At 34.6% G+C, this 24,752-nt stretch carries 25 protein-coding genes and 1 tRNA gene; 12 read left to right on the top strand and 14 right to left on the bottom strand.

Features of this window, described 5'->3' with window-relative positions:
• Positions 1-182: 182 nt before the first annotated feature.
• Positions 183-267 (bottom strand) — tRNA-Ser (locus M0214_RS13485).
• 215 nt (positions 268-482) lie between these two features.
• Between M0214_RS13485 and M0214_RS13480 the strand changes: the two genes are divergently transcribed.
• From M0214_RS13480 to M0214_RS13465, 4 genes are read left to right on the top strand one after another with little or no spacing between them, the layout of a single operon-like run.
• Positions 483-1,112 (top strand): NAD(P)H-dependent oxidoreductase, encoded by a 630-nt coding sequence (locus tag M0214_RS13480; protein ID WP_248723088.1) that lies wholly within the window; start codon positions 483-485, stop codon positions 1,110-1,112.
• Positions 1,113-1,121: 9 nt separating this feature from the next.
• Positions 1,122-2,315 (top strand): DegT/DnrJ/EryC1/StrS aminotransferase family protein, encoded by a 1,194-nt coding sequence (locus M0214_RS13475; protein ID WP_248723087.1) that lies wholly within the window; start codon positions 1,122-1,124, stop codon positions 2,313-2,315.
• Positions 2,316-2,319: 4 nt separating this feature from the next.
• Positions 2,320-2,625, top strand: a complete 306-nt coding sequence (locus M0214_RS13470; RefSeq protein WP_248723086.1) for a hypothetical protein — start codon at positions 2,320-2,322, stop codon at positions 2,623-2,625.
• Position 2,626: 1 nt separating this feature from the next.
• Entirely contained in the window at positions 2,627-3,448 is an 822-nt protein-coding gene (locus M0214_RS13465) for a hypothetical protein (protein ID WP_248723085.1), read from the top strand.
• Here the strand turns inward: M0214_RS13465 and ribB are convergent.
• From ribB to tpx, 7 genes are all read right to left on the bottom strand, one after another.
• Positions 3,445-4,590: a 3,4-dihydroxy-2-butanone-4-phosphate synthase gene (ribB, locus tag M0214_RS13460; RefSeq protein ID WP_248723084.1), complete on the bottom strand. Its 1,146-nt coding sequence runs from the start codon at positions 4,588-4,590 to the stop codon at positions 3,445-3,447. The genes M0214_RS13465 and ribB overlap by 4 nt on opposite strands.
• 31 nt (positions 4,591-4,621) lie before the next feature.
• On the bottom strand, positions 4,622-7,015 hold the full coding sequence (locus M0214_RS13455; RefSeq protein ID WP_248723083.1) for an LptF/LptG family permease: 2,394 nt from the start codon (positions 7,013-7,015) through the stop codon (positions 4,622-4,624).
• A gap of 149 nt (positions 7,016-7,164) precedes the next feature.
• Positions 7,165-7,809 carry an outer membrane lipoprotein carrier protein LolA gene (locus M0214_RS13450; RefSeq protein WP_305879794.1) on the bottom strand — a complete coding sequence of 215 codons (645 nt, stop codon included), beginning with the start codon at positions 7,807-7,809 and terminating at the stop codon, positions 7,165-7,167.
• Positions 7,810-7,818: 9 nt separating this feature from the next.
• Positions 7,819-10,215, bottom strand: a complete 2,397-nt coding sequence (locus M0214_RS13445) for a DNA translocase FtsK (protein ID WP_248723081.1) — start codon at positions 10,213-10,215, stop codon at positions 7,819-7,821.
• 348 nt (positions 10,216-10,563) lie between these two features.
• Positions 10,564-11,157, bottom strand: a complete 594-nt coding sequence (locus M0214_RS13440) for a toxin-antitoxin system YwqK family antitoxin (RefSeq protein WP_248723080.1) — start codon at positions 11,155-11,157, stop codon at positions 10,564-10,566.
• A gap of 47 nt (positions 11,158-11,204) precedes the next feature.
• Complete coding sequence (locus M0214_RS13435) at positions 11,205-11,573, bottom strand: diacylglycerol kinase (protein ID WP_248723079.1); 369 nt, start codon at positions 11,571-11,573, stop codon at positions 11,205-11,207.
• Positions 11,574-11,579: 6 nt separating this feature from the next.
• A complete protein-coding gene (tpx, locus tag M0214_RS13430; protein WP_248723078.1) occupies positions 11,580-12,080 on the bottom strand; it encodes a thiol peroxidase in 501 nt (166 codons plus the stop codon).
• Between the two features lie 240 nt (positions 12,081-12,320).
• Here tpx and katG point away from each other — a divergent pair, with 240 nt between their 5' ends.
• Both katG and M0214_RS13420 read left to right on the top strand, forming a co-directional pair.
• The gene (katG, locus tag M0214_RS13425) at positions 12,321-14,513 is read left to right on the top strand and encodes a catalase/peroxidase HPI (protein WP_248723077.1); all 2,193 of its coding nucleotides are present in this window, start codon (positions 12,321-12,323) and stop codon (positions 14,511-14,513) included.
• A 154-nt stretch (positions 14,514-14,667) separates the two neighbouring features.
• Positions 14,668-15,135, top strand: a complete 468-nt coding sequence (locus tag M0214_RS13420) for an ankyrin repeat domain-containing protein (protein ID WP_248723076.1) — start codon at positions 14,668-14,670, stop codon at positions 15,133-15,135.
• Between the two features lie 172 nt (positions 15,136-15,307).
• Here M0214_RS13420 and M0214_RS13415 read toward each other — a convergent pair whose 3' ends face one another.
• From M0214_RS13415 to nhaC, 6 genes are all read right to left on the bottom strand, one after another.
• Positions 15,308-15,889, bottom strand: coding sequence for a porin family protein (locus M0214_RS13415; RefSeq protein ID WP_248723075.1), 582 nt, complete (start codon positions 15,887-15,889; stop codon positions 15,308-15,310).
• A 156-nt stretch (positions 15,890-16,045) separates the two neighbouring features.
• Positions 16,046-16,930 carry a hypothetical protein gene (locus M0214_RS13410; protein ID WP_248723074.1) on the bottom strand — a complete coding sequence of 295 codons (885 nt, stop codon included), beginning with the start codon at positions 16,928-16,930 and terminating at the stop codon, positions 16,046-16,048.
• 163 nt (positions 16,931-17,093) lie between these two features.
• Positions 17,094-17,351, bottom strand: a complete 258-nt coding sequence (locus tag M0214_RS13405) for a hypothetical protein (RefSeq protein WP_248723073.1) — start codon at positions 17,349-17,351, stop codon at positions 17,094-17,096.
• Between the two features lie 77 nt (positions 17,352-17,428).
• On the bottom strand, positions 17,429-17,737 hold the full coding sequence (locus M0214_RS13400) for a co-chaperone YbbN (protein WP_248723072.1): 309 nt from the start codon (positions 17,735-17,737) through the stop codon (positions 17,429-17,431).
• A 94-nt stretch (positions 17,738-17,831) separates the two neighbouring features.
• Entirely contained in the window at positions 17,832-18,476 is a 645-nt protein-coding gene (locus M0214_RS13395) for a peroxiredoxin (RefSeq protein WP_248723071.1), read from the bottom strand.
• Between the two features lie 214 nt (positions 18,477-18,690).
• Positions 18,691-20,175 carry a Na+/H+ antiporter NhaC gene (gene nhaC / locus M0214_RS13390; RefSeq protein ID WP_248723070.1) on the bottom strand — a complete coding sequence of 495 codons (1,485 nt, stop codon included), beginning with the start codon at positions 20,173-20,175 and terminating at the stop codon, positions 18,691-18,693.
• 184 nt (positions 20,176-20,359) lie between these two features.
• Here nhaC and M0214_RS13385 point away from each other — a divergent pair, with 184 nt between their 5' ends.
• The 6 genes from M0214_RS13385 to M0214_RS13360 all read left to right on the top strand — a co-directional run bounded on the left by M0214_RS13385 (position 20,360) and on the right by M0214_RS13360 (position 24,592).
• Positions 20,360-21,382, top strand: a complete 1,023-nt coding sequence (locus tag M0214_RS13385) for a metal-dependent hydrolase (RefSeq protein WP_248723069.1) — start codon at positions 20,360-20,362, stop codon at positions 21,380-21,382.
• Positions 21,383-21,402: 20 nt separating this feature from the next.
• Positions 21,403-22,029 carry a CPBP family intramembrane glutamic endopeptidase gene (locus M0214_RS13380; RefSeq protein WP_248723068.1) on the top strand — a complete coding sequence of 209 codons (627 nt, stop codon included), beginning with the start codon at positions 21,403-21,405 and terminating at the stop codon, positions 22,027-22,029.
• Between the two features lie 87 nt (positions 22,030-22,116).
• Complete coding sequence (locus M0214_RS13375; protein WP_248723067.1) at positions 22,117-22,632, top strand: hypothetical protein; 516 nt, start codon at positions 22,117-22,119, stop codon at positions 22,630-22,632.
• 195 nt (positions 22,633-22,827) lie between these two features.
• The gene (locus M0214_RS13370) at positions 22,828-23,352 is read left to right on the top strand and encodes a hypothetical protein (RefSeq protein ID WP_248723066.1); all 525 of its coding nucleotides are present in this window, start codon (positions 22,828-22,830) and stop codon (positions 23,350-23,352) included.
• Entirely contained in the window at positions 23,352-24,086 is a 735-nt protein-coding gene (locus tag M0214_RS13365) for a hypothetical protein (RefSeq protein ID WP_248723065.1), read from the top strand. Before M0214_RS13370 ends, M0214_RS13365 begins: the two co-directional genes overlap by 1 nt.
• Positions 24,086-24,592, top strand: coding sequence for a hypothetical protein (locus M0214_RS13360; RefSeq protein WP_248723064.1), 507 nt, complete (start codon positions 24,086-24,088; stop codon positions 24,590-24,592). Before M0214_RS13365 ends, M0214_RS13360 begins: the two co-directional genes overlap by 1 nt.
• Positions 24,593-24,752 lie beyond the last annotated feature (160 nt).

Here is a 24,752-nt window from a genome sequence, read left to right as displayed (position 1 = left end):
TTATAACACTGATTTATAAACAGTTATAAACAATTTGGTGACCTAAATAAGGTTTAAAAAAGGTCACCTAATAGGTCACCAACAGAATGCTTTTTAATAGATATTTTACTATTTTGTAGAAACTAAAAAGTCCCGTAAACATTGAGTTTACAGGACTTTGATTGATTTTGAATAAATCTAAGCGGAGAAAGAGGGATTCGAACCCCCGGAGGTGTGACCCTCAACAGTTTTCAAGACTGCCGCATTCGACCACTCTGCCATTTCTCCAGTATCTTTTGCGTTTGCCTTTTAGCGGGCTTGCCCGCCAGAGGGAAATTCATTTCCCATAGGCGGGTGCAAATATAAAATCCTTTTTGGTTTCTTTCAAATAAAAATTCAACTTTTTGAAAATAATTTCGTTTGAGAGAACTATTAACTTATTTTGTTTTCTAAAGTGTCATTTTGGAGTTTCAAATAGTACATTTGTAAAAAAATAAAAGGAAATGGATATTATAGATAAGTTAAAGTGGAGATACGCTACCAAGAAGTTTGATAAGAATAAGAAGATTTCAAAAGAGCAATTACAAATTCTCAAAGAGGCATTTAATTTAACCGCTACGTCTTTTGGCCTTCAAACTATTAAGATGGTAGTCATTGAAGATAAAGCCACAAGGGAATCTTTGGTAGAACATTCATATAACCAAAGACAAGTTGTTGATGCCTCACACTTATTAGTTTTTTGCATCCAAGATCAAATTAACGAAGACGATGTAAACAATTACTACTCAAATATTAAAAGTACGCGAAATACACCAGACGATATTTTAGACCCATATAGGTTGGGGCTCATCAAAATGATGAATGGCAAATCGAAAGAGGAACAACAGCAATGGTCTAAAAATCAAGCCTACATAGCTATTGGAAATTTAATGACCGTCTGTGCTATAGAGGGAATAGATGCTTGCCCAATGGAAGGTTTTAACCCTGGGGCTTACGATGAAGCGTTAAACCTTAAAGAAAAAGGATTAAAGTCTGTACTACTTTTACCAGTAGGTTTTAGAGCAGAAGATGATATGTTTGCAGATTTCAAGAAAGTTAGAATGTCTGTTGAAGAAAGTGTTTTTGAATTATAACAGAAGAATATGCCTGGATTTGAGTTGTTTGGTGAACTAGAAAGAAAGCAAGTAAACGATGTTTTAGACAATGGTGTACTAATGCGCTATGGTTTTGATGGCATGCGTAATGGCCATTGGAAAGCCAAAGCCCTAGAAAGTGCTTTAGAAAAGACATTTGGTGTAAATCATGTTCAGCTTGTATCAAGCGGTACTGCGGCTGTTTCTGTTGCTTTGGCAGCAGCTGGAGTAGGAGCAGGAGATGAAGTGATTATGCCAACATTTACATTTGTAGCCAGTTTTGAAGCCATTATGGCTCTGGGGGCTATACCAATACTGGTTGATATTGATGAGACATTAGCATTGGATCCTAAAGCAGTAGAGGCTGCCATTACGCCTAAAACCAAAGCGGTTATGGTAGTTCAAATGTGTGGAAGCATGGGGCATATGGATCGTTTAAAGGCTATTTGTGATACTCATAATTTACTTTTGGTAGAAGATGCTTGCCAAGCTATAGGCGGAACCTATAACGGAAAAGCCTTAGGAAGCATAGGCGATTTAGGTTGTTTTTCGTTCGACTTCGTAAAGACCATAACTTGTGGTGAGGGTGGTGCCGTTATCACTAATAACGAAGCGTTTTACACCAACGCTGATCACTACAGTGATCACGGCCATGATCATATAGGTAATGATAGAGGCGCCGAAGGGCATCCGTTTTTAGGATATAATTTTAGGATTTCAGAATTACATGCTGCCGTTGGATTAGCCCAAGTGCAAAGACTTCCAGAATTTATAGCGATTCAAAGAAGAAATCTGAACATACTCAAAGAGGCACTTTCTGTAATACCAGAAGTAACGTTAAGAACAGTTCCGGAAGGTGGTGAGGAAAGTGGCGCTTTTTTAAATTTCTTTTTACCTAATCTAGAAATTACCAGGAAAGTAATTGAAGGATTTAAAGACGGTGGAGTAGATGCTTGCTGGAATTACTACGATAACAACTGGCACTATATTCGTAAATGGGAGCATTTGAAGACATTGAAATCACTCTTTCCGATAACTAACGAGGTTAAGACAGGGTTAAAATACTTAGAGCACAAGACTTTTGAGCAGTCCGACCATTTTATTGGCAGGAATATTTCGTGCTTAATAAAATTATCTTGGACAGCGAAAGACGTCCAGCAACGTGCGGGTAAAATGGTAGAAATAATCAAGAATTCGCTCTAAGTTTATGAAATCAAACTTTTTCTTTGTGTTGTTACTACTGATTGTAACTGAACATGCTTTCGCCCAAAAAACAAAATTCCACATTGTAGAATTACTTCCCAATACTACCGAAACAAAGGAAGATGTCGATTTTTTTATTTCAGAAGTTATTGATAATAGGATTTATAAGAATAACATCGGAATTGCTCAAAAGGGATTGCTAAACAAAAAAGTACTTTCTAAATTCGGGAAACCTTTTGAAGAAGAAGTACTAGATTATTTTAAAACTGTTTTTCCAGAAACTGTAAGCGGTAAACCGTTGGGTTGTTAGAGTGAATCAATTATTGATTTCTGAAAATACTGGAGCTTTCAAAGAAACGGGAAAGGCTATTATTTCATTAGATGTTTTACAAAAAGGAGTGGAGGACTATTTTTTTCTTGGAAGTTTTTCTGCCTTCAGGGAGAAAAACAGCATGGATGTAACCGGTAAGCATGATGATAGAATTAGAGCTATTCTAAAGGATTGTTTGATGCAATTTAGTAATTTGGATTGGAAAAATATAAAACCCATTGCTGTGTCTACGTATTTGCCTAAAACACCAAAGCTAATGGTAGAGCATCCTGGAATAGGATTCTTTAAGTCTTTTACAGAATTATATAAAAATATAACTTTTACAGATTCCTCAATTACTTTTAAGGATAATAAGCATAGACCACAAAAGCTATTTTTGGATGATAGAATCCATAAAAGAGCACTGTATTATGCATATTCCAATGGTGAAAATGTGTTTATTAATGCCTCCAATTATTCTGGCGAAAAGCATTTTGTAAAGACTAAACAGTTTAAGAATTATTTGTTGTTCAATGATAGTTTTATACAGCAGGGCAAAGCATCGGGAGCCTCAATGGCCTTTGGGGTTTTAGGTTTACTGGCATCCGAACAACGGGTTCATGTTTTACTGGATTTGTTCTCTGGTCAATACCATGTTCTTGACAGAAGAACTATAACCAACCTTTTAAATAAAATAGAATACAAAGATTTGTATAAATTGTACAGGCAAAAACCTTATAATATAGAAGTTATGTACTCTATATTGGAAACGTTATCGAATGAGATGGGAGATGAAAAACTAAAACAGAAATTTCAGATTTAGTAATTCACGTATTCCACGATTTCCAAACCATAACCTATTAAACCAACTCTTTTGGTTTGACTCGAGTTTGTAATCAATTTTAACTTGTGAATATTTAAATCGTGAAGTATTTGGGCGCCAATTCCAAAGTCTCTTGTATCCATATTTATCCTTGGTGCTTTGGTAACATCTTCTTTAGATTGGTGCTCTTTTAAGTACGATAAGCGTTTTAAAATATTCATGGACTGCGACTCCTGATTTATGAATATTATAGCGCCTTTACCTTCTTCGTTTACTTTATTAAACATTCTATCTAACTGCTGGTCGGCATTATGGGTTAGCGTCCCTAAAATGTCATTATTAATTAGCGTGGAGTTAATTCTTGTAGCGACTTCTTCGTTATCTTTCCATTGCCCTTTTGTAAGGGCAATATGCACTTGGTTGTTTGTAGTTTGCTTATAGGCTCTTAATCTAAAGCTACCAAAACGGGTTTCAATTTGAAAATCTTCTTTCTTTTGGATCAAAGAATCGTGTTGCATTCTATAAGCCACTAAATCTTCAATAGAAACAATTTTTAAGTCTAGTTTTTTGGCAATTTCGAATAGCTCTGGAAGCCTGGCCATAGTACCGTCTTCGCTCATAATCTCAACAATAACACCTGCTGGTTTTAATCCAGCTAATCTTGCAAAATCTATAGCAGCTTCTGTATGACCTGTTCGTCTTAAAACACCACCTTCCTTGGCAACCAATGGGAATATATGCCCAGGTCTTGCCAATTCAAAAGGTTTAGTGTCGTGATCGATTAAGGCCTTTATAGTTTTTGCTCTATCACTAGCCGAGATACCAGTAGTTACACCACCTCCCCTAAGGTCTACAGATACCGTAAAGGCAGTTTCCATGGGGTCGGTATTGTTTCTAACCATCATGTTGAGCTCAAGCTCGGTACATCTATTCTCGGTCAAGGGTGTACAGATTAAACCTCTACCATGTGTTGCCATGAAGTTAATCATCTCGGGAGTTACTTTGTCTGCAGCAGCAACAAAATCACCTTCATTCTCCCTATTCTCATCATCAACAACTATTATAACCTTACCATTTCTGATATCCTCGATGGCTTCATGAATGGTATTAAGTTTAAACTGTTTTATATCTTCTTTAGTCATAGTTTCGGCAATCATTGCGCAAAGATATTGCTTATTTTAAAGAAATGCCTAGGTCTTGCTTTATTTTTCCACTCAATACGACAAAGACAATCACATATAAAGGAACTCCAAGAAGGAAAATAAGAATAGAAGGCTTCTTCTTTCTGTTGTGATTATAAAGTTTGTGTAGATTAAAAAAAGATTTAAAGTAATACACAAAAAATAAGAAGTATGAAACAATACTAAGTTGTATGGAGGCAGAAGCTAAATATTGCAATTTGTTATTATTGAATATAAAGAATGAGATTAATAGTATAGAGCCTATTGTGTATAATACAATTGAAAATAGTGCATGCTGTTTGTAATCAATTGCCTTGCTTTTGGAGTATTCATCCAGAATCACGGCATTTGTTTGGTCCTGATTGTTTTTAGTAATTTCTAAATCGAAATCCCTTTTTAGTTCCTTTTCAAATAAAAAATAAACAACAAAATAAAGTGGGATACCAATAATGTAAATAAGTATGTAGTTGACCGTAATCCCTTTTCCAATAAACTTTCTATAGTTGTATTCGCTTAAACAAGTTTTTACAAAAGCAATAATAAACAAAACTTGAGTAATAATTCCTAGAATTAAGAGTACGGTTCCGATGGTAGGATAACTGTTATTGTTTAGAACACCTCCAGGTAGCCAGGTAAAAAGCGAGATAATATAGAGAATAAAACTAAGTTTAATGTCTTCTTCGAACTTATCTCTTAAATTCGTTTTTTGCTCGTATTCCCTGTTATTGAAATTACCACTAAACTTTAACTGCTCATCTGTAATACCTCTTTTGTTCAATATGGACAAGGCTGTATTCCTATAAATGAATCTGTACCCAAACTCCTTGTGATTTTTTACTATGGAAATAAGTTTGTTGTTTTCGTATGAGTTCAAGACTTCATATTCGGAGTCTTGAATATCGAAAGTAGAGGTATCTAGTACAACTTCTTTTTTCTTGATTTTAAATATCTTTTTTAAGAACTCAAAAAGTCCGTCGCCTTCAAATATTTTTCTGTCTGCTGTTGCTCTTCGGGTTAAAAAGATACTGAGGGGTAACATGATTAGCGTTGAAAACCAACTTGCGAAAATGGGACTAAATTCTCCGTTTTTAGCACTATTGGTGGCAAAAATACCAATAAAATGGTACGTTAGGAATAAGAGTATGGCAATAACCATAGGCAGACCAATACCTCCTTTTCGAATTAAAGCACCTAGGGGCGCACCAACAAAGAACAAAATTATACAAGCGAACCCTAATGCAAATTTTTCGTTGAGGGAAATATAGTGTTTGTTTAATTCAGATCGACTTTTCTTAAAAGAATTTTTTTTGGTTGAAATTATCTGCTTGGCACTCACAAGACCTCTAGAGGCCAGCTCAACCATTTCTAATTTTTTTCTGGTGTTAAATAAATCCAGGATTTCACCCTCGTAAATAGAGTCAGTAGGTTTATTTTCTTTAACCGCTGTATTTGCAATTTTCCCCTTTAGCGATTTTGCCTCATTAACCACAACATTAGACCTCTGAATTAAAATTTTTGCGAGTGAATTGAGGTCGTTTTCCCTTCTGTTTTCCAGAGAATCTATAGCTTTTTGGAGTCCGTTAATACTAAGCATGTCATACTTGTCGGTACGTGTTTCCTCATCTAGGTCTACATTATTAAGATCAGATAAGTCTATGTTGATTATATATTTTTCAAATGTACTTTTTGCAAATGGTCTAGTTTCATACTCTTCTGGTTTAGAAGGGGAAATGTCGCTATAGTAGTTACCATCATATAGAACCAGTTTCAAAACATCAGAGTCTTCAGAACTTACCAGTTCACCAGTTTTAGATTTAATGGTCGTGGCATTTTGTCTGCCGTCAGGTCCTTTTATATGAATAATAACATCTTCAAGGTATTGGTCGTTATCACCACTTTTGCTTTCTACCTTAATGTTATAGTTCATTATTTCATTGAACTGTCCTTCTGCAATGGCCATTGCAGGTTTTAGTTTGGCAATGTTTCGCCTTAAATTGTAGGATTTGAGTTTAGACCATGGTATAACATTGTTAGAGAAAAAGAAAGTTGTTATTGCTAACCCAACAATAAAAATGCTGAGTCCCGCCATAGCTCTTTGTAAGCTAATACCAGTAGATTTCATGGCGGCAAACTCATAGTTTTCGGCAAAGCTTCCAAAAACCATAATAGAGGATACCAGTATGGTTAGGGGCAATATTAGTGGAATAAGGCTAGGTAAGATATACAACAAAACCTTGATAATGATAAAAAGGTCTAGATCTTTACCAGCCAGTTCTTTAATATAGAGCCAAAGCGTTTGTAAAATAAAAATCAGTATTAAGATTAAAAAAACACTGATGAATGTTTTAAGGTACGTAGTGAGTATGTATCTATCGAGTATTTTCACGAGTTTATGTTTTGCTAATCATTCGCCAAATAGCAAATTATAAAATAAAGAACGTTTGTTGCCACTTCGTTCTTGTCCTAAAAATCTCAAATAAAAGATTCGACTCTTTTTGGGTATATCTTAATCGTTTATTCACAGAAAGGAAATCCTTAATCTAAGTTATTGATGTAATAATCTTGATATTTATCGGCATCAAAGGTAAATAAGGTTTTTGAAAAAGGCTGATTTGTTTTAAAAGAATTCACCGTTAAGGTTGTTTTTGAGCCATTTTTACCAATTTGAATAAGGTTGTATATGTTTTTGGTTTTCGAATCGATTCCCAACAAAATGCTTTTTAGTTCTGAATTAGAATCGATAGGCACCAATTTTACATATTGTATTTTTCTACCGTTAATGTTTTGCTGTATGTCCAGAGTATAGGTATAGCCTTCTTCATAGAACGACAACATTTTATTGGGTGTAATGGCATCCTCTTCATCTTCATCTTGAGAAGATATAGTTACCTCTTCGTCTTCGGGGCTAATAATGTAAAGTTTACTGCCATCAAATAACTGAGTGATTCCTAGTATGTTCAGTTTAAACTTATCGCCTTGCAAAATCACATCACCTCTAGTTTCTTGCTTAATGTTTTCTGCGGTGTTCTCTAGCGTGTATTTAAAGTCTATAGAAATATTTTCGTAGCTCCTTACATTTTTGGATACTTCGTCTAAAAGCGCTTTTCCGCTATCTTGAGCGAACCCATGAATTGAAAGAAGGGCTAAAGTAAAAAAGGCTAAAAGGTGTTTCAGTGTCATTTTCATTTTTTATTGTTCATTTTCTAAGTGCTGGTCTAGAGCTATTAAGTCTGGTATTAACACTTGTCTAGCTTTACTGCCTTCAAATGGTCCAACGATACCGGCTGCTTCCAATTGGTCTATTAATCTACCAGCTCTATTATATCCTAATTTTAATTTTCTTTGCAGAAGAGAAGCCGATCCTTGCTGTGCCGTAACAATCACTACAGCTGCTTCTTTAAATAGCTTATCTCTGTCTGCAATATCTATATCAAGACCTGTGCCACTTTCTTCGCCAACATATTCTGGTAAAAGGTAGGCGTCTGGGTAGGCTTTTTGAGCCCCGATGTAGTCGGTTATTTTTTCAACTTCAGGCGTATCTACAAAAGCACATTGTATACGAATCATGTCATTTCCTTGTGTGTAGAGCATATCACCTCGACCTATTAATTGGTCAGCTCCAGCGCCATCTAAAATGGTTCTAGAATCTATTTTAGAGGTTACCCTGAAAGCAATTCTGGCTGGGAAATTAGCTTTAATTATACCCGTAATAACGTTAACCGATGGCCGCTGTGTAGCAATGATTAAATGAATACCAATGGCTCGTGCCAATTGAGCCAGACGGGCAATAGGAGTTTCAACCTCTTTACCTGCCGTCATTATTAAATCGGCAAACTCATCTACCACCAAAACAATGTATGGTAAAAATTGGTGTCCGTCGTTAGGGTTTAACTTTCTCGCTTTAAACTTAGCATTATACTCTGCTATGTTTCTACACATAGCATTTTTGAGCAATTCGTAACGATTGTCCATTTCAATACAAAGCGAGTTAAGTGTATTAATAACCTTTGTATTGTCTGTAATAATGGCTTCTTCGCTATCTGGAAGTTTGGCTAAGTAATGACGTTCAATTTTATTATAGAGTGTGAGCTCCACTTTTTTCGGGTCTACCAAAATAAACTTTACTTCGGCAGGGTGCTTTTTGTACAACAACGATGTAAGCACGGCATTTAATCCAACAGATTTACCTTGACCTGTAGCACCAGCCATAAGTAAATGGGGCATCTTGGCAAGGTCTACTACAAAGGTTTCATTGCTGATGGTTTTTCCAAGAGCAATAGGTAATTGCATTTTAGATTCTTGGAATTTTTTAGACGAAATTACCGAACGCATAGAAACGATGGTCGCATTTTTATTGGGGACCTCAATACCAATAGTGCCTTTACCCGGAATAGGCGCTATGATTCGGATTCCTAACGCAGATAGGGATAGGGCGATATCGTCTTCTAAATTTTTAATTTTAGAAATACGTATTCCCGCATCTGGTACAATTTCATAAAGCGTAACCGTTGGGCCAATAGTTGCTTTTATACTAGCAATACCAATCTTGTAGTTACTTAAGGTTTCAACAATTCGGTTTTTGTTTTCTTCTAATTCTTCTTGGTTTATGGTAATACCTTCGGTGTCGTACTTTTTAAGAAGATCTAAAGGCGGAAATTTATAATTACTCAACTCTAATGTAGGGTCGAACTGCCCGAAATCTTCAACCAATTTATTGGCTAGATTATCAGTTTCAGAGAGCTCTTCAGCGACTTCTTCAACTTTTATTTCAATATTATTGTCTTCCTCTTCTACTTGAGGTGCTACGTCAACTTTTACAGGTTCAACTTTTACAGGTTCAACTTTTTTAGGTTCTGTTTTGCTGGGTGTATCTGCGGTATTGTCTAAGGATACTTCAAAAGCCGATTTAATGGCCTCGGCTTCTTCCGATAAGTTGTTGTCCACAGGGATTATAGTATCCTCCTTTAAATCGGAGAACTCGTTTTTAATATCTTTTTTTGCTTTAGAAAATAGAGACGTTATACTTTCGAATGTGATTCTAAATCGAATGGCCAGATACGTAATTAGTCCAAATAACAATAATAGTGAAGTACCTATTTTACCAATATACACTTGAAGGTAACTATTTATCTCATAGCCTATTACACCGCCAAGCAAATTATTTTTATCAGCGAAAAATCCAAACAAAATGGATAACCAAATTACAATAAGACTTCCCCAAAACCAATGTTTTCTTAATCTCGACTTAGGGAGGTTCATTAAAATGTAAACTCCCGAAAGGAAAAACAGACCAGCAAAAATGAATGAAGCTACTCCAAAACCTTTATAAATGAAGAAGTCGCTTAACAAGGCTCCTAATTTACTTAACCAGTTTTCGGCTTTTACTGCTTTGGTTGAAAATTCAGTAAGTGTACTTTGATCAGCATTACCAGTAAAGAAAAAAGAAACGAAAGAGATGAACAGAACAACACCTATAATAACCAACAAGCTCCCAAAAATGAGTTTTTGTTGATTGTTTAGTTTAAAACTTGGGGCTTTAAGTTTTTTTTTGGTTGTTTTTTTAGCTGTCTTCTTGCTCTTAGCCATTAATAGTTTAATGTATCAAATTGGTGTCCCATAATTTTATATGAGAGGTCATGGTTATCATGATTAAACAAAAATACAAATTACAAGCATTAACGAAACTTTATTTTAAAAAATTGCATGGTAGTGCGTGTAATGTGAATAACGAGATAATCTTATGGATACCAAAGTTCTTATTGGGCACCTATTATTTTAAATAATCATGATGAGTTGTTTACTAAGGTTGGGCTATGATTTCGTTGGGATAAATCCACAGGATTTGTTTGAGCTAGATATCGTGTTTAAAGAAAGAAAACAGCTTTCGTTAAGTCACAAAATCACAGTTAATTTAGCTGTTTTCGGGTACAGTTTTTATTCTTTTTTTATTTCTCCACTTTCGTTAAACAGAGTTTTTTTAATTAAAATTCCATCATTATCATAAACAGAAACTTCTTTTATTTTTCCATTTTGATAATACCTTTTTAGTTCACCAATTACAATTCCGCTTTTAAATTCTGCTTTCAATCGGATTTTACCATTGGAGTAATAATCAATTTCAATTCCATCACAAACCTTTTCGCAATTCATAAACTTATAGTTAGGAAGTATTCCAAGTTTTTTTAGTTGTTCACGACTTGTACCTTTCTTAAAGGAAAAGTTTGATTTTTTTATATACTCTTGGATTTTGGGCTTATTTAAAGTATCTGAATTTATTAGTTTATCAATTACAATTTTGCGTACTTCTCCAATTTCGCTCGCTACAAGTTGATATTCGCCTTTTGTTAAGAGAATTACTGTTCCATCAAAGTCCGATATATTATATTGAATTCCGTCCTTTTCAAGATGATAGTTTACACTTCTTTCAATTTCGTTTGAGCAAGAATCTTTTAAGAAGAGATTGAATTTAATTTTTTGACTAAACCCAGAGTACGTGGAAAATAGTAATAATAAAATAGTAAACTTCATTAGTTGGTAAATTGTGCCTGACATTCAACAAAAGCACCCTATTAATTCTATAGCAACTTTGGGATGTATATGATAAGGCCTATTATTACGGCGAATGTGGCAGCAATAAATACAGCACCTGCAGAAATATCTTTAATAATGCCTATTTTTTTATGATGCTCTGGATGGATAAAATCGGCAACGGCCTCTATGGCTGTGTTAACACCTTCGGTAGACATAACAAGTGCAATGGCAAAACATTGTAGCGCCCACTCTGTGGTAGATATGTTAAAAAAGAATCCTGCTAAGGTAACCAGAACCATTATGACTATTTGTATCTTAATGCTAGCCTCAGTTTTAATAAGGTATTTTGCACCCTTGTAGGCATAGCCAACGCTCCTAAGTCGGTTTACTAAGAAGGATTCTTTTTTTTCCATAATTCGTTAATAAAGCACTTCTAGAGCGGCTTTATAATTTGGTTCTTGACCAATTTCTGGTACTTGTTCGGTGTATAATACTTTTCCGGTTTCATCCGTTACAATAACACATCTGGAGTGTAATGCATCGAAAATACCATTAGTCATGGTTAGGCCATAGTTGTTTCCAAACGCTCCGGTTTTGTAATCAGATAGCATAACAACGTTTTCAATACCTTCAGCTGCACAAAATTGCTCTTGGGCAAAGGGTAAATCCCTAGAAATACATAAAACTTTGGTATTCTCTAATTCAGCAGCTTCTACATTAAACTGTCTTACTGAAGCAGAACAAACTCCAGTGTTAACACTAGGAAATATATTTAATATAAGCCTAGAGCCCTTAAAATCGTTTAGAGTTTTACTACTTAAATCGGTAGCAACCAATTCAAAATCTAAAATTTGAGAACCTACTTCTGGTAGCTCTCCATTGGTGTTTACAGGATTTCCTCCCAAAGTGATATTAGCCATGTTTTACTGTTTTAATTTTTAATCTAAAATAAGAATAAATAAAATGATCAACCTACAATCAATACATTCTTTTTGTTTAGTGAGGTTTAGTATATAATAAAACTATGGGTTTTTGTAGAATGATAGGTTTTATCAATTTTGATATAACATATTAAGATGTCGCTAAACATTTTGCATGTAAAGATTTAGTAATTTTATGCTACTCACAAGAATTTATGAACAACTAAAAATAATAACATTATGCACGGTACAAACAATGGCGACATTACCAAATGTCCTTTTATGAGTGGCACACAAAAACAACCTGCTGGTGGCGGAACCAAAAATAGAGATTGGTGGCCAAATGAATTAAAACTGAATATTCTTAGGCAACATGGTAAAAATGTAAATCCGTATCAACCAGATTTTGATTATGCTGAAGCTTTCAAAAGTGTGGATTATCCAACGTTAAAGCAGGAAGTAATTGACTTAATGACCGATTCCCAAGATTGGTGGCCTGCAGACTATGGGCATTACGGACCATTTATGATCCGTATGGCATGGCACAGTGCAGGGACCTATCGTGTAGGTGATGGTAGAGGCGGAGGAGCTTCTGGTACGCAGCGTTTTGCACCTTTAAATAGCTGGCCTGATAACGGAAATTTAGATAAAGCCAGACTATTGCTTTGGCCTATCAAGAAAAAATATGGTAAAAAAGTATCCTGGGCAGATTTAATGATTTTAGCAGGGAATTGCGCTTTAGAGTCCATGGGCTTTAAAACGTTTGGTTTTGCTGGTGGTCGTGAAGATATTTGGCAGCCTGAAGAAGATGTGTATTGGGGATCTGAAACCGGTTGGTTAGATAACGACGACCGTTATGATACTAGCGATGGTGATTTAGAAGGTCATTTGGGTGCAGTACATATGGGACTCATTTATGTAAATCCAGAAGGACCTAACGGAGAACCAGATCCTATGAAATCGGCTCACGATATTAGAATTACCTTTGGAAGAATGGCTATGAACGATGAAGAAACTGTAGCCTTGGTTGCAGGAGGTCATACCTTTGGAAAAGCGCATGGCGCAGCCGACCCCGATAAATACGTAGGTCCTGAGCCTCATGGCGCATCTATAGAAGAAATGAGTACAGGTTGGAAAAACACCTATAAATCTGGAGTTTTAGATGATACCATTACAAGTGGATTAGAAGGGCCTTGGACACCAAATCCAACGCAATGGGATCACGATTACTTCGATGTTTTATTGAACTATGAGTGGGAATTAACCAAAAGTCCGGCAGGAGCACACCAATGGACTCCCAAGGATGCCAACGCAAGAAAGGCTCCAGCGGCAAGTGGTGATGGTTCTCAAGCCTTAATGATGTCTACAGCAGATATCGCTTTAAAAACAGATCCTAAATATTTAGAGATTTCGCAACGTTTTCATAAAGACCATGCTGCTTTCGAAGATGCCTTTGCGAGAGCTTGGTACAAACTTACACATCGTGATATGGGGCCAATAGACCGCTATTTAGGTCCTGAAGTGCCTCAAGAAGAACTCATTTGGCAAGATCCTATTCCTAAAGTGGATTATACTCTAAGTACCGACGATATCACATCCATTAAAAAGATGATTTTAGTATCGGGTTTAAGTATTTCACAATTGGTAACTACAGCTTGGGCCTCGGCGTCTACTTATAGAGATTCCGATAAGCGTGGTGGTGCTAATGGCGGACGCTTACGTTTAGAGCCTCAAAGAAGTTGGGATGTGAATAACCCTGCCGAATTAGAAAAAGTACTAAACGTGCTAGAAGGTATTCAAAAGGAATTTAAAGGCGACATTTCTATGGCAGATTTAATTGTACTTGCTGGAAATGTTGGTGTAGAGGAAGCTGCTAAAAATGCAGGCCATAACGTTGAAGTACCATTTTCTCAAGGTAGAGGAGATAGTTCGCAAGCACAGACCGATATAGAATCTTTTGGATATTTAGAGCCTCTGGCCGACGGATTTAGAAATTACATAAAACCTGGTTTAAATGTCGATGCCGAAGATTTACTCATCGATAGAGCCAACCTAATGAATTTATCCATTCCAGAAATGACCGCTTTAGTTGGTGGTATGCGTGTTATGGGAGCGAATTACGATGGTTCTAATCATGGGGTGTTTACCGATACTGTAGGGCACTTAACCAACGATTTCTTTGCGAATCTTTTGGACTTCAGTTATACCTGGAGTGCGACCTCTAACGATAACACCATTTTCGAAGGAAAAGAAAGAAAAACAGGTCTCGTGAAATTTTTGGCGACTCGTTCCGACTTAATATTTGGTTCTAATACAGAACTAAGAGCTATTGCCGAAGTTTATGGTGCTGATGATGGCGAAGCACAGTTTGTAAAAGACTTTGTGGCAGCCTGGACTAAGGTAATGGACGCCGATAGATTTGATTTAAAATAAGTTTAGTTTTTTGTTAGTTTTGAGTTGGGATGAATATGGATTTTCATGTTTGTCCCAATTTTTTTTAATAAAACGGTGTTTAGCACTTTCCCTAGGTTCAGAAAACCAGTTAAGCACTTATTACAGGAATAATAAAAAGTAATTTTAGAAATATATGAACGATACTACTATATTTTTTGAAGCGGTACAATCTGGAGACGAACAACAGGTTGAGCAACTTTTACAATCTCAGCCAGAATTAGTATTTGCTAGAGATCAGCGTGGCTTTACACCGCTAATTTTTGCTACTTATTTTGATAAGCAACCTATTGTAGCATTACTCTTAAAGCATAAAGCCGAAGTAGATGCTACCGATGCCTCTGGGAATACTGCGCTTATAGGCGTCGCTTTTAAAGGCAATAAAAGTATAGCCAGTTTACTTGTAAAACACGGTGCTAATATTAATGCTAAAAACAACCAAGGTGTAACACCGCTAATTTTTGCTGCGATGTATAACAAAACAGACATGGTAGCATTCCTTTTAAAGGAAAACGCCGACCCTAACATAACCGATAACAACAGTAAAACAGCTTTAGATTATGCTAAAGCGAAGGGGTTTAAGGAAGTTGTAGAGTTACTGTAATAAGTTTTTACAAAACGAAATTTATTTCTTTTTTCGTTTAACGAGTTTTTACAAGGAAAGTTGTGTTTGAGCGCGAGGTTTTTCCAAAGGAAAATCAAAAACTAGCAAACGAGCAATTATATTTAATTTAACTGGATAGTAATTTTTTTTACTATTACAAACCAACGTTTTTTTAATTGAAATAATAACCGAGTGATAAACTAATCATTGAGGTTTTAAATCTCTCATTTTCGAATACTTCAGTTAACCCAAAATTATATCTAGTTTGAATTACCATATTATTTTCAAACTTGTAGCTGAATCCTCCATTTATTGATAAATCAACAGTATTAGTATTGACTAAATCAACTTCTTCACCAGAATATAATTCTCCTTTGTCATTTATTAAAAACCCAAATTGAGTTCCAAAATCAAAACTCATTTTTTCAACAAAGTAAATTTTTCCCTGAACAGGAATATCTAAGTAACTCAATTTAGCATCGAACCCAAAATCATTTGGGTTAGAACCATCTCCAGAAAATTTCCCTCCTCTAGAGTTATAAAGTAGTTCGGCTTGAAGAGAGAATAAACTACTTAATTCATATTCAGCCATTCCTCCAATGCTAATTCCAAAAGTGTCGGTTCCAGCACTTTTTCCTGTATGAAATCCAGAGAAATTTCCACCAGCTTTTATTCCAAATATTATTTCATTTTGGGCAATTAAGTTTGTAGAAATAAACAGGAAAAGTATTAGAGTTAATTTTTTAATGTTCATTAGTTTATTTTTTATTGTTTAATAACTGTCTCGTTTATGGGTTGTTGCGTGGGCTAGTACTGAACTTTACAAGTACACGCCGAGCTGAAAATCCACGAAGATTTTCGTAAGTATACTCTAATTAGCAATGAAATATACACGTGTTGTTAAATGGTTTTATTCTTCTAATTTTTTTATTCTACTTTCAAGTGAATTTAATTTTTTCATATCAGGAAATAAATTTGAAACTTGTTCTGGTTGATTTAAAGCTGGGTGGATTTCTGCTCCCTTTTCAATTAAGTTAGAAAGCATTTTAACAGATAATTTAAGTCGTTCAATCTGCTCATTGTTATCACCCTCAAAACTTTCATTATATAACGACCTAGCTTCAGCTTCAATCATTAAGTCAAGCGCTTGTTTCTGTTTTTCCTGAATTTCTTTCAAGCTATCATTTTTAATCTCTAATGATTTCACGTGTTGTTCAATTAATTGTCCTTCTTTAAATTTTTTAAAAATAACAGCAGCTGACCAAGTTAAACTTCCAATCAAAGTAACAGCAGCAGAGGTTCCTAAATAAACATCTAACCAAATTGAACCATTTTCTACACCGTCAATTCTAACTTGTCCGTTTATTTCATCATTTACAATAGCTTGAGATAGAATTTTATGAAAATCGGAACTAAATTTAGAAAGGTCTTCAAAATCAGTTACTTCAGGAAGCTTAATGCTTATACTATTTTCACTTGTCTCTCCAGTAATTTCTTTGAAACTCGTACTTAAAGAGCCTACAAGATTTATTAAATTATCTAATTTTACCTTTAATGGGAGAGCTTCATTTATGTTTAATGAAATTCTATCTTTATTTGTTGTGAAAATTGCACTAGAACGTAGTTCGTTTATTTCATCTATTAACAAGCCTGTTTTCTCTAATTTGTTTATTGCTTTTCGAAACCCAGCTAATTTTTCAAAATACGACATTCCGCTGTTTACATTTTCTTTGTAATTAAGTGCTAATTCTTCGGTAAGTTCTGAGAAATGTTTTTTTAATTCTTTAATCTTCATATGAGTTTATTAAAAATTATCAACTTAAGAATATGCGTCATTTTAATGCAGTATATCCGCATATTAAACGAAAGTAGATGAAAAATTCTACAAATTCAATCTTTTGCAATAAAAAAACCACTTCGTTATGAAGTGGCTTTTAAATTCCATTTTTCTTTTTCAATTATGTGTCTATGGAACCAAGAACCCGTTGCATAAAACTATTTAATGCCTCTTTTTTGGGTGCGCCTTCTTTTACCATTTTATTCACTTCAATGGCACCGTACATGTTAGAGATTAATTCCCCTATAACATCCAGTTCTTCATCTTTAAGCGAAGGTACTTCGGTTAAGGCCTCTAGCGTTTCAATAGTTTCAACAACAAAATCTTCGTCGTTTTCCTCAATAAATTGAGTTAAATGTTTAATTACTGGTAACTTCATCCCATCTTCCGTCTTCCCAAAGGGAAGAAACTTTTTTATGATTAATTGTGTTTCATTTCCGTGAAAACGGAAATCTATTAAGCAACCTCTTCTACAAGTGTTTTTAAAACATCAAACCTGTTGGTTTGTACTTGGTTTACAAAAGCGCCGTTTTTAAAAGTAGCGAAGGTTGGTAAATTGTCTACCGTAGCCAACTTTCTCGATTCTGGGAACTTTTCTGCATCGGCAATAACAAAGGTTACATCTTCTAGTTCTGAAGCCAATTTCTTTACCTTAGGTTTCATAATGCGGCAGTTACCACACCATGTAGCCGAATATTGTACTACAACAGTATTGTTTTCTTTTACTAGGCTTTCTAGGTTGTCTTGTTCTAATTCTTTTACCATAATGCAATTTTTTATGTCGTTGCGAGTAAAACGAAGCAATCTATTCAACTTAAAAAGATTGCTTCACTTTGTTCGCAATTACGTTTAACTATTTTTAGTTTACGTGAGCCGCTAAATACTCTGCTGTAGCTTTAGCATTTGCGCCCATAGCTTCTTTACCTTCTTCCCAGTTTGCTGGACAAACTTCTCCTTTTTCTTGTACGTGAGTTAATGCATCTACCAATCTTAGGTATTCCTGAACGTTTCTACCTAAAGGCATGTTGTTTATACTTTCGTGCTGTACAATACCTTCTTCATCGATAATGTAAGTCGCTCTGTAAGTTACGTTATCACCTTCAACCAACACAGCTCCGGTTTCTTCGTTGTAAGTTTCGTTTGTAATATCTAAAATCCCTAAAGTAGAGGCTAGGTTTCTGTTAGAATCGGCCAAAAGCGAATAGGTTACACCTTCGATACCACCGTTGTCTTTAGCAGTGCTTAACCATGCAAAGTGAACCTCTGGAGTATCACAAGATGCACCAATAACTATGGTGTTTCTTTTTTCAAACTCAGCAACTGCTGCTTGAAATGCGTGCAACTCGGTAGGACATACAAATGTGAAATCTTTTGGGTACCAAAATAAAACTACTTTTTTCTTGTTATTTACCGCTTCTTCAAGAACGTTTACTTTAAATGTGTCTCCCATTTCGTTCATTGCGTCTACGCTTAAATTTGGAAATTTTTTCCCTACAAATGCCATATTAATTCGTTTTTAAATTTTATTGTTTACGTTAAATTCAACCGCAAAATTAGTCAAATGCATAAGTTTCAAAATAGAATTCTATTATAAAATCTTATCATTCGATAGTAATTGAATATGGATGAAAAAAAGGAGGTCTTATTTTGTTGATTTGCAAAAAAATAAGGCTGAAAATTATCTAATTATTAAAAACGAATAATTTCTAAAGGCGGGGTTATTTGCTGGTAATTTGTTTGATTTTAATTCTGAAGGCAGCGAATAATAATGTCATAAACGGACTTAACCAATTAAAAATAGCAAAGGCTAAATAATCGACTACGGGAACACCTAAAACACCCGATTGATAAGCGCCACAGGTATTCCAAGGAATTAACACCGAAGTAACGGTTCCAGAGTCTTCTAGAGTTCTACTTAAGTTTTCTGGAGCTAAACCTTTGTTTTCGTAGGCTTTTTTAAACATTTTTCCTGGTACAACTAAGGCCAAGTATTGATCTGATGCTGTAAAGTTCAAAGCCAAGCAGCTGGCTACTGTGCTGGCGAAAAGTCCAAATACCGAAGACGCAAAACTCAATAGTGAGGCACTTATTTTAGAAAGTGCTCCAATAGCATCCATAACGCCACCAAAAACCATGGCACAGATGATGAGCCAGATTGTGCCGAGCATCCCTTTCATACCACCAGAGGAAAATAGGTCGTTTAACTCGGTATCGGTGGTTTGTACGGCCGAATCTACCGTTATGGCATTCATGACACCTTTATAGGCCGATTTAAATGTCAAGGCTTCTGCTTCTGCAATAGCCATAACAATATTGGGTTGCGCAATAATAGCTGCAATACCACCTAATAAAGTTCCGACTAAAAGGGCAACCAAAGGCGGTGTTTTCTTTACAATCATAAAAATAACAATAGCTGGTACTACAAAAAGCCAAGGAGAAATAGTAAAGGCAGCGTCTATTGAAGCTAATTTATCGGAGATATCTGGTGTGCCGGTAGTGTTTATCGTAAACCCTATAATGATAAAAATAATAAGTGTAATTACAATAGTAGGTACTGTTGTTAATGCCATGTACCTAATATGTGAGAATAGCTCACCGCCAGCCATAGCGGGTGCCAGATTGGTAGTATCGCTTAAAGGAGACATTTTATCACCAAAGTAAGCCCCGGATAGAACGGCACCGGCAGTCATACCCACCGAAACATCCAAGGTTTTTGCAATACCAATCAAGGCAATACCAACGGTTGCCGAGGTTGTCCAAGAACTTCCAGTCGCTATAGAGATAATGGCACAAATAATTACGCACGCAGCCAAAAATATGGTTGGATTGAGTATTTGTAGTCCGTAGTAAATCATAGACGGAATAATGCCGCTTATAAGCCATGTTCCGGCAAGTGCCCCAACCATTAATAAAATTAAAATCGCTCCCGATGTTGATTTTATGTTTTCGGCAACTTCATCGAGCATTTGTTTGTAGGATACCTTATTAAAAAAACCAACAATAGCAGCAACAGCAGCTCCAAGTAACAAAATGAATTGATTGCTTCCGCTCAAGGCATCATCACCGTAAACAAAAAATACATTGTAAAATAGCATAGCTACTAAAGCGAAAACAGGAATTAAGGCTTCCCAAATGTTCAGTTCTTTGTTGGTTATAATATTTTCGTCTTGAGGTTGTCTTGGGGTGATATCTTGACTGTCCATAGAAAGGCGTGCAGTTTGTAATTTTACATGTAATGTTACGATTTTAGGGGCATGTTTGCAAATGGAAATAGTTCTGTACTTTTGTTTGGGTTTTGATTTTGTTTCTAATTGTCAGGTCGAGCCTCTCGACTCCGCTCGAGGAGACAAACATTAGATTAAGACAAGCATTTTACTATCTATAAATATGGATTCGTTAACTCAAATTGTATTAGGAGCGGCCTGTGGGGAAGCATCTTTAGGAAAAAGAATAGGAAATAAGGCCATACTTTTCGGAGCAATTGGAGGTACCATTCCAGATTTGGATGTTTTTGTAGGGCGTTGGATTTTTGGAAACGAAATCGATGCCATGCTATTCCATCGTGGGTTTATGCATTCCATTGTATTTGCTATTTTAGGAGCGTTTGCCTTCGGATGGCTTACTTTTAAATTGTACGATTCCAAAAGCAGGAAGGGAACTACAACTCTAAAAGATTGGATTTGGTTGTTCTTTTTATCTCTGTTAACCCATGCTATCTTAGATGCCTTTACACCTTTTGGCACACTACTTTTTGCGCCATTTAGGAATTATAGGGTGGCCTTCAACAATATTGCCGTAGTTGATTTGTTTTACACCTTACCCTTTTTAATCTGTATTATTATTTTAATGTTCTTTAATAGAAAATCTGCTAGGCGTCGTGTCTGGTTAAAAAGAGGCATTGTTATAAGTTCCGTCTACATGATGTTAACATTGGTTAATCGGTATTACATAGATAATGTGTTTAAAAGCTCTTTGGAAGATAAGAACATTGAATACACACGATATTTTGTACAGCCTACCTTATTTAGTAATTTTTTATGGTATGGTGTAGCCGAAACAGAAGATAACTATTTGATGGGGTATTATTCCATTTTTGATTCCGAAGCAAAATTTTTAGAACTTTCGACGCTTCCTAAGCAGCGCGATTTAAAACCAGATGAATATAGCGATATTGCAGAATTAGCCTGGTTTAGTAACGGGTATTATAGCGTTTATGATTTGGGTGATAATCAATTTAAATACAATGATTTAAGATACCCTTTAGCCGATGAAAAAGACCCTAATTCAGCCGTCTTTAGTTTTTTACTTTATAAAGCCAATAATAGGCTCAATATGAAACCTTTTGAACGTGGTGAAGTAGATTTTGTTGAAATCTTATCGACTATTTATAAGCGTGCTAAAGGGATATAGAGCATTGAAGATAATTTTTAATGACACATAAAATATATTTAGGTTTGGAGTTTTTCATAATCTATGTGTTAATTCCAATTAGCTTTACCATACCTTATGCACCAATCATTAAGTTGATATTGGCACTTTTGGGGTTTTCTTATGTCATATTTATACTTTTAAAGGTTGAAAATCTAAAATTTAAAATTGCGCCAAATTTAAATTGGAAAAGATTTTGGAAAGAAACCCTTGTAAAGTTTATGGTTATTGTTTTAGTAACCACTTTATTTGTTTGGATTACAGACAAAGACGCTCTTTTTACAGTATTGCTTAACAAACCCAAAATGTGGGTTGCCATATTGATTATCTACAGTACGTTATCTGTTTATCCACAGGAGTTGTTGTATCGTACATTCTTTTTTCAACGTTATCGAAGTTTGATAACAAATGAAAAATTCTTTCTGTTTTTAAATGCTGTCATTTTTGCTTTGGGCCACATATTCTTCAAAAATGCACTTGTCATTGTACTAACCTTTATTGGCGGATTATTGTTTGCATATACCTATAGGAATACCAATTCTACACTATTGGTTTCTATTGAACATGCTATTTTTGGCAGTTGGTTGTTTACCGTTGGTATGGGGAATATGTTAGGTTTTCCTAGTTAATAGTGTTATGTTTCATTTCTTACGTAGATGAAATCTTTTTATTATATTTAAGGAAAGTATATATATTAACCAACTAAGAATTTTAACATGAAAAATTTACGATTAATTATCCTAGGATTCATCATAGGTGCTTTAGCCACTTATTTCTTTTGTCCTAGACAAGCAGTAGAAGAAGAAGCCGTTGTGGCTAAAATTGTAAAACCAAAAGGAGTTATTACTGTGGCACAAGCCAAAGAACTGAACGATAATTGGACAAAATTTAGGAAGCCTGTTCTAGATTCTATTACACAACAAATGGTTGGTAAAGATGATTACAGATCAGCCTGGTGGTCTTTGAAAGATGTTGAGGATTACATAGCCTACATAAAACAGGAAACCCAAAATGATGGAGAAACTTTTACTGGTCTGCGTGTGTATTTTGGAGTTTATGGAGAAAGTATTTCTGCAGATAAAAAAGATTTATCTACTATTTTTATAGTCCCAACTGGAAGTAAAATTGTTGAGAAAGCCAGTATGGTGAACTTTAATTTGCAAGGAGGAGATGGTGATTTGCCTAAACCACCATTGAATGATGGTAATGGAGGAGGAGGGTACCCTCAATAGTTTATAGTGGAAGATTTTCTGTATAAGAATTATAGCCTATTAGTTAGCTTGTCTGAAGTGTCAGCTGCTATTACTGGTCTTATATTGTTTAAAAAGTTTAAAACCTCAAAAACCAAATTTTTTATTTGGTTTTTGGTTTATTTGTTTGTGTGTGATTTTTTAGCGGGTTATGTATATTATGTAAAAGATGGTTTTTTGAGTTTTTTAAAAGGCACCAAATTTGCTACCAACCATTGGTGGTCAACTAGTTTTTGGAAAATAGGCGCCATAGTATTCTTTTCATTTTACTACTATAAAATTTTAGAAAGAGCTTCTTTTAGGAAAATTATTAAAACAACTGGAGTTTTATTTTTTTCATTCTGTATCATTTACATTGGATTTCATTGGGAGGAGTTTTTCATACGGTTCTTTCCGGTTATTAGTGTTTTGGGAGCTGTGGTTGTTTTTTTATGTTCTGTATTATACTTTGTTGAAATACTCCAAAGCGATAGAATTTTAACTTTCTATAAATCGATTAACTTCTACATTAGTGCAGCTATTTTTATTTGGTGGCTTATTATTACGCCTCTAGTATTTTATGATATGTACCATACCAGTTGGGATTGGAATTTCATATTTCTAAAATGGGAAATCTATTTATTCGCAAATATTTTTATGTATTCTACTTTTACTTTTGCTTTGATATTTTGTAAACCTGAAACTTCAATCGAAAAGAGTTAATGAAAGATTTTTTATTAAACAATTATATATTATTAACACATTCTGTTGAAGCTATAGCAGCTTTAACAGGTGTGTTTTTATTTAATATATATAATAAAGGCGTAGTTAGGTACTTTATTTACTTTTTGGTTTGCCTTACAATTTGTGATTTACTTAACTGGTACACTCGCTTTGTCAATACTGAAAAAATCTTAAGTTTTTTAGTCGGAACTCTTATAGAGAAGAACTATTGGTGGTCCACTCTATACTGGAAGATAGGAGCCATTATGTTTTTTGCTTTCTATTATCGAAAAATTTTAAAGTCCTATTTTTTTAAAAATATTATTAAATACTCAAGTTATCTATTTTTTTGTTTTTCAATAGGATATATTCTGCTTAACTGGAACGCTTTTTTTACAAGTTATTTTCCAATCATCAGTATTTTAGGAGCTATAATCATTTTTTTATGTACCATATTTTATTTTATTGAATTATTACAGAGTGATAAAATTCTAACTTTTTATAAATCCATAAATTTTTATATAAGTGCTGCTATTTTTATATGGTGGCTTATTATAACGCCTATTGTATTTTATGATAATTACACCTCCTATACGGTTGGGGTATATGAACGAGATTTTGATTATATTGAGCTTAGACGTCTTATCTATATATCTGCGAATATTTTTATGTATTCAACCTTCACTTTTGTCTTAATATTTTGTAAACCTGAAAATAATATTGATAAAACTTAATGAGAGAGTTTTTGATAGAACACTATTCCATTCTCACCAAGAGTGCAGAAATAATAGCCGCTATGACTGGCTTAGTGATTTATGGAAAATATAAAAATACGCCGGCAAGGTACTTTATTTTCTTTCTGGTTTACATAGCTTTTTTAGAAACTACAGGGTCATATGTAAGATTTGTTAGGGCAGATAAGTTTTTACATTTTCTTATGGGTACTTTAATAGAAGCTAATTATTGGATGTACACTTTAGGTTGGAAAATTGCGGCTATTGTATTCTTTTCTTTCTATTATTACAAAATTTTAAGAAGTACCCGTTTAAAGATGATACTTAAATATGTTGGTTGGGCCTATTTAGTGTTCTCTGTCATTTTTATTGTAATTAATTGGAAAGATTTTTTTCATATGTCTTTTCCAACACTTAGTATTCTTGGGGCTGTAGTGATATTTACCTGTTGTACCTTTTATTTTGTAGAGTTGATGCAGAGTGAAAAGAATACTTTATTTTTATAAATCATTGAATTTTTATATTTCAGTAGTAATTTTTATATGGTGGTTAATCATTACACCGTTGGTTTTTTATCATTTGTATTATGGTTCTTTTGATTTGAGTAAACCATTTAGGCACCCTGAGTTTTTTGGAGATATTAACTATATTACTTTGCGAAAATTA

This window comes from Seonamhaeicola sp. ML3 (genome assembly GCF_023273855.1).
Classification (GTDB): domain Bacteria; phylum Bacteroidota; class Bacteroidia; order Flavobacteriales; family Flavobacteriaceae; genus Seonamhaeicola.
This window is presented reverse-complemented; position numbering and strand designations above follow the sequence as displayed.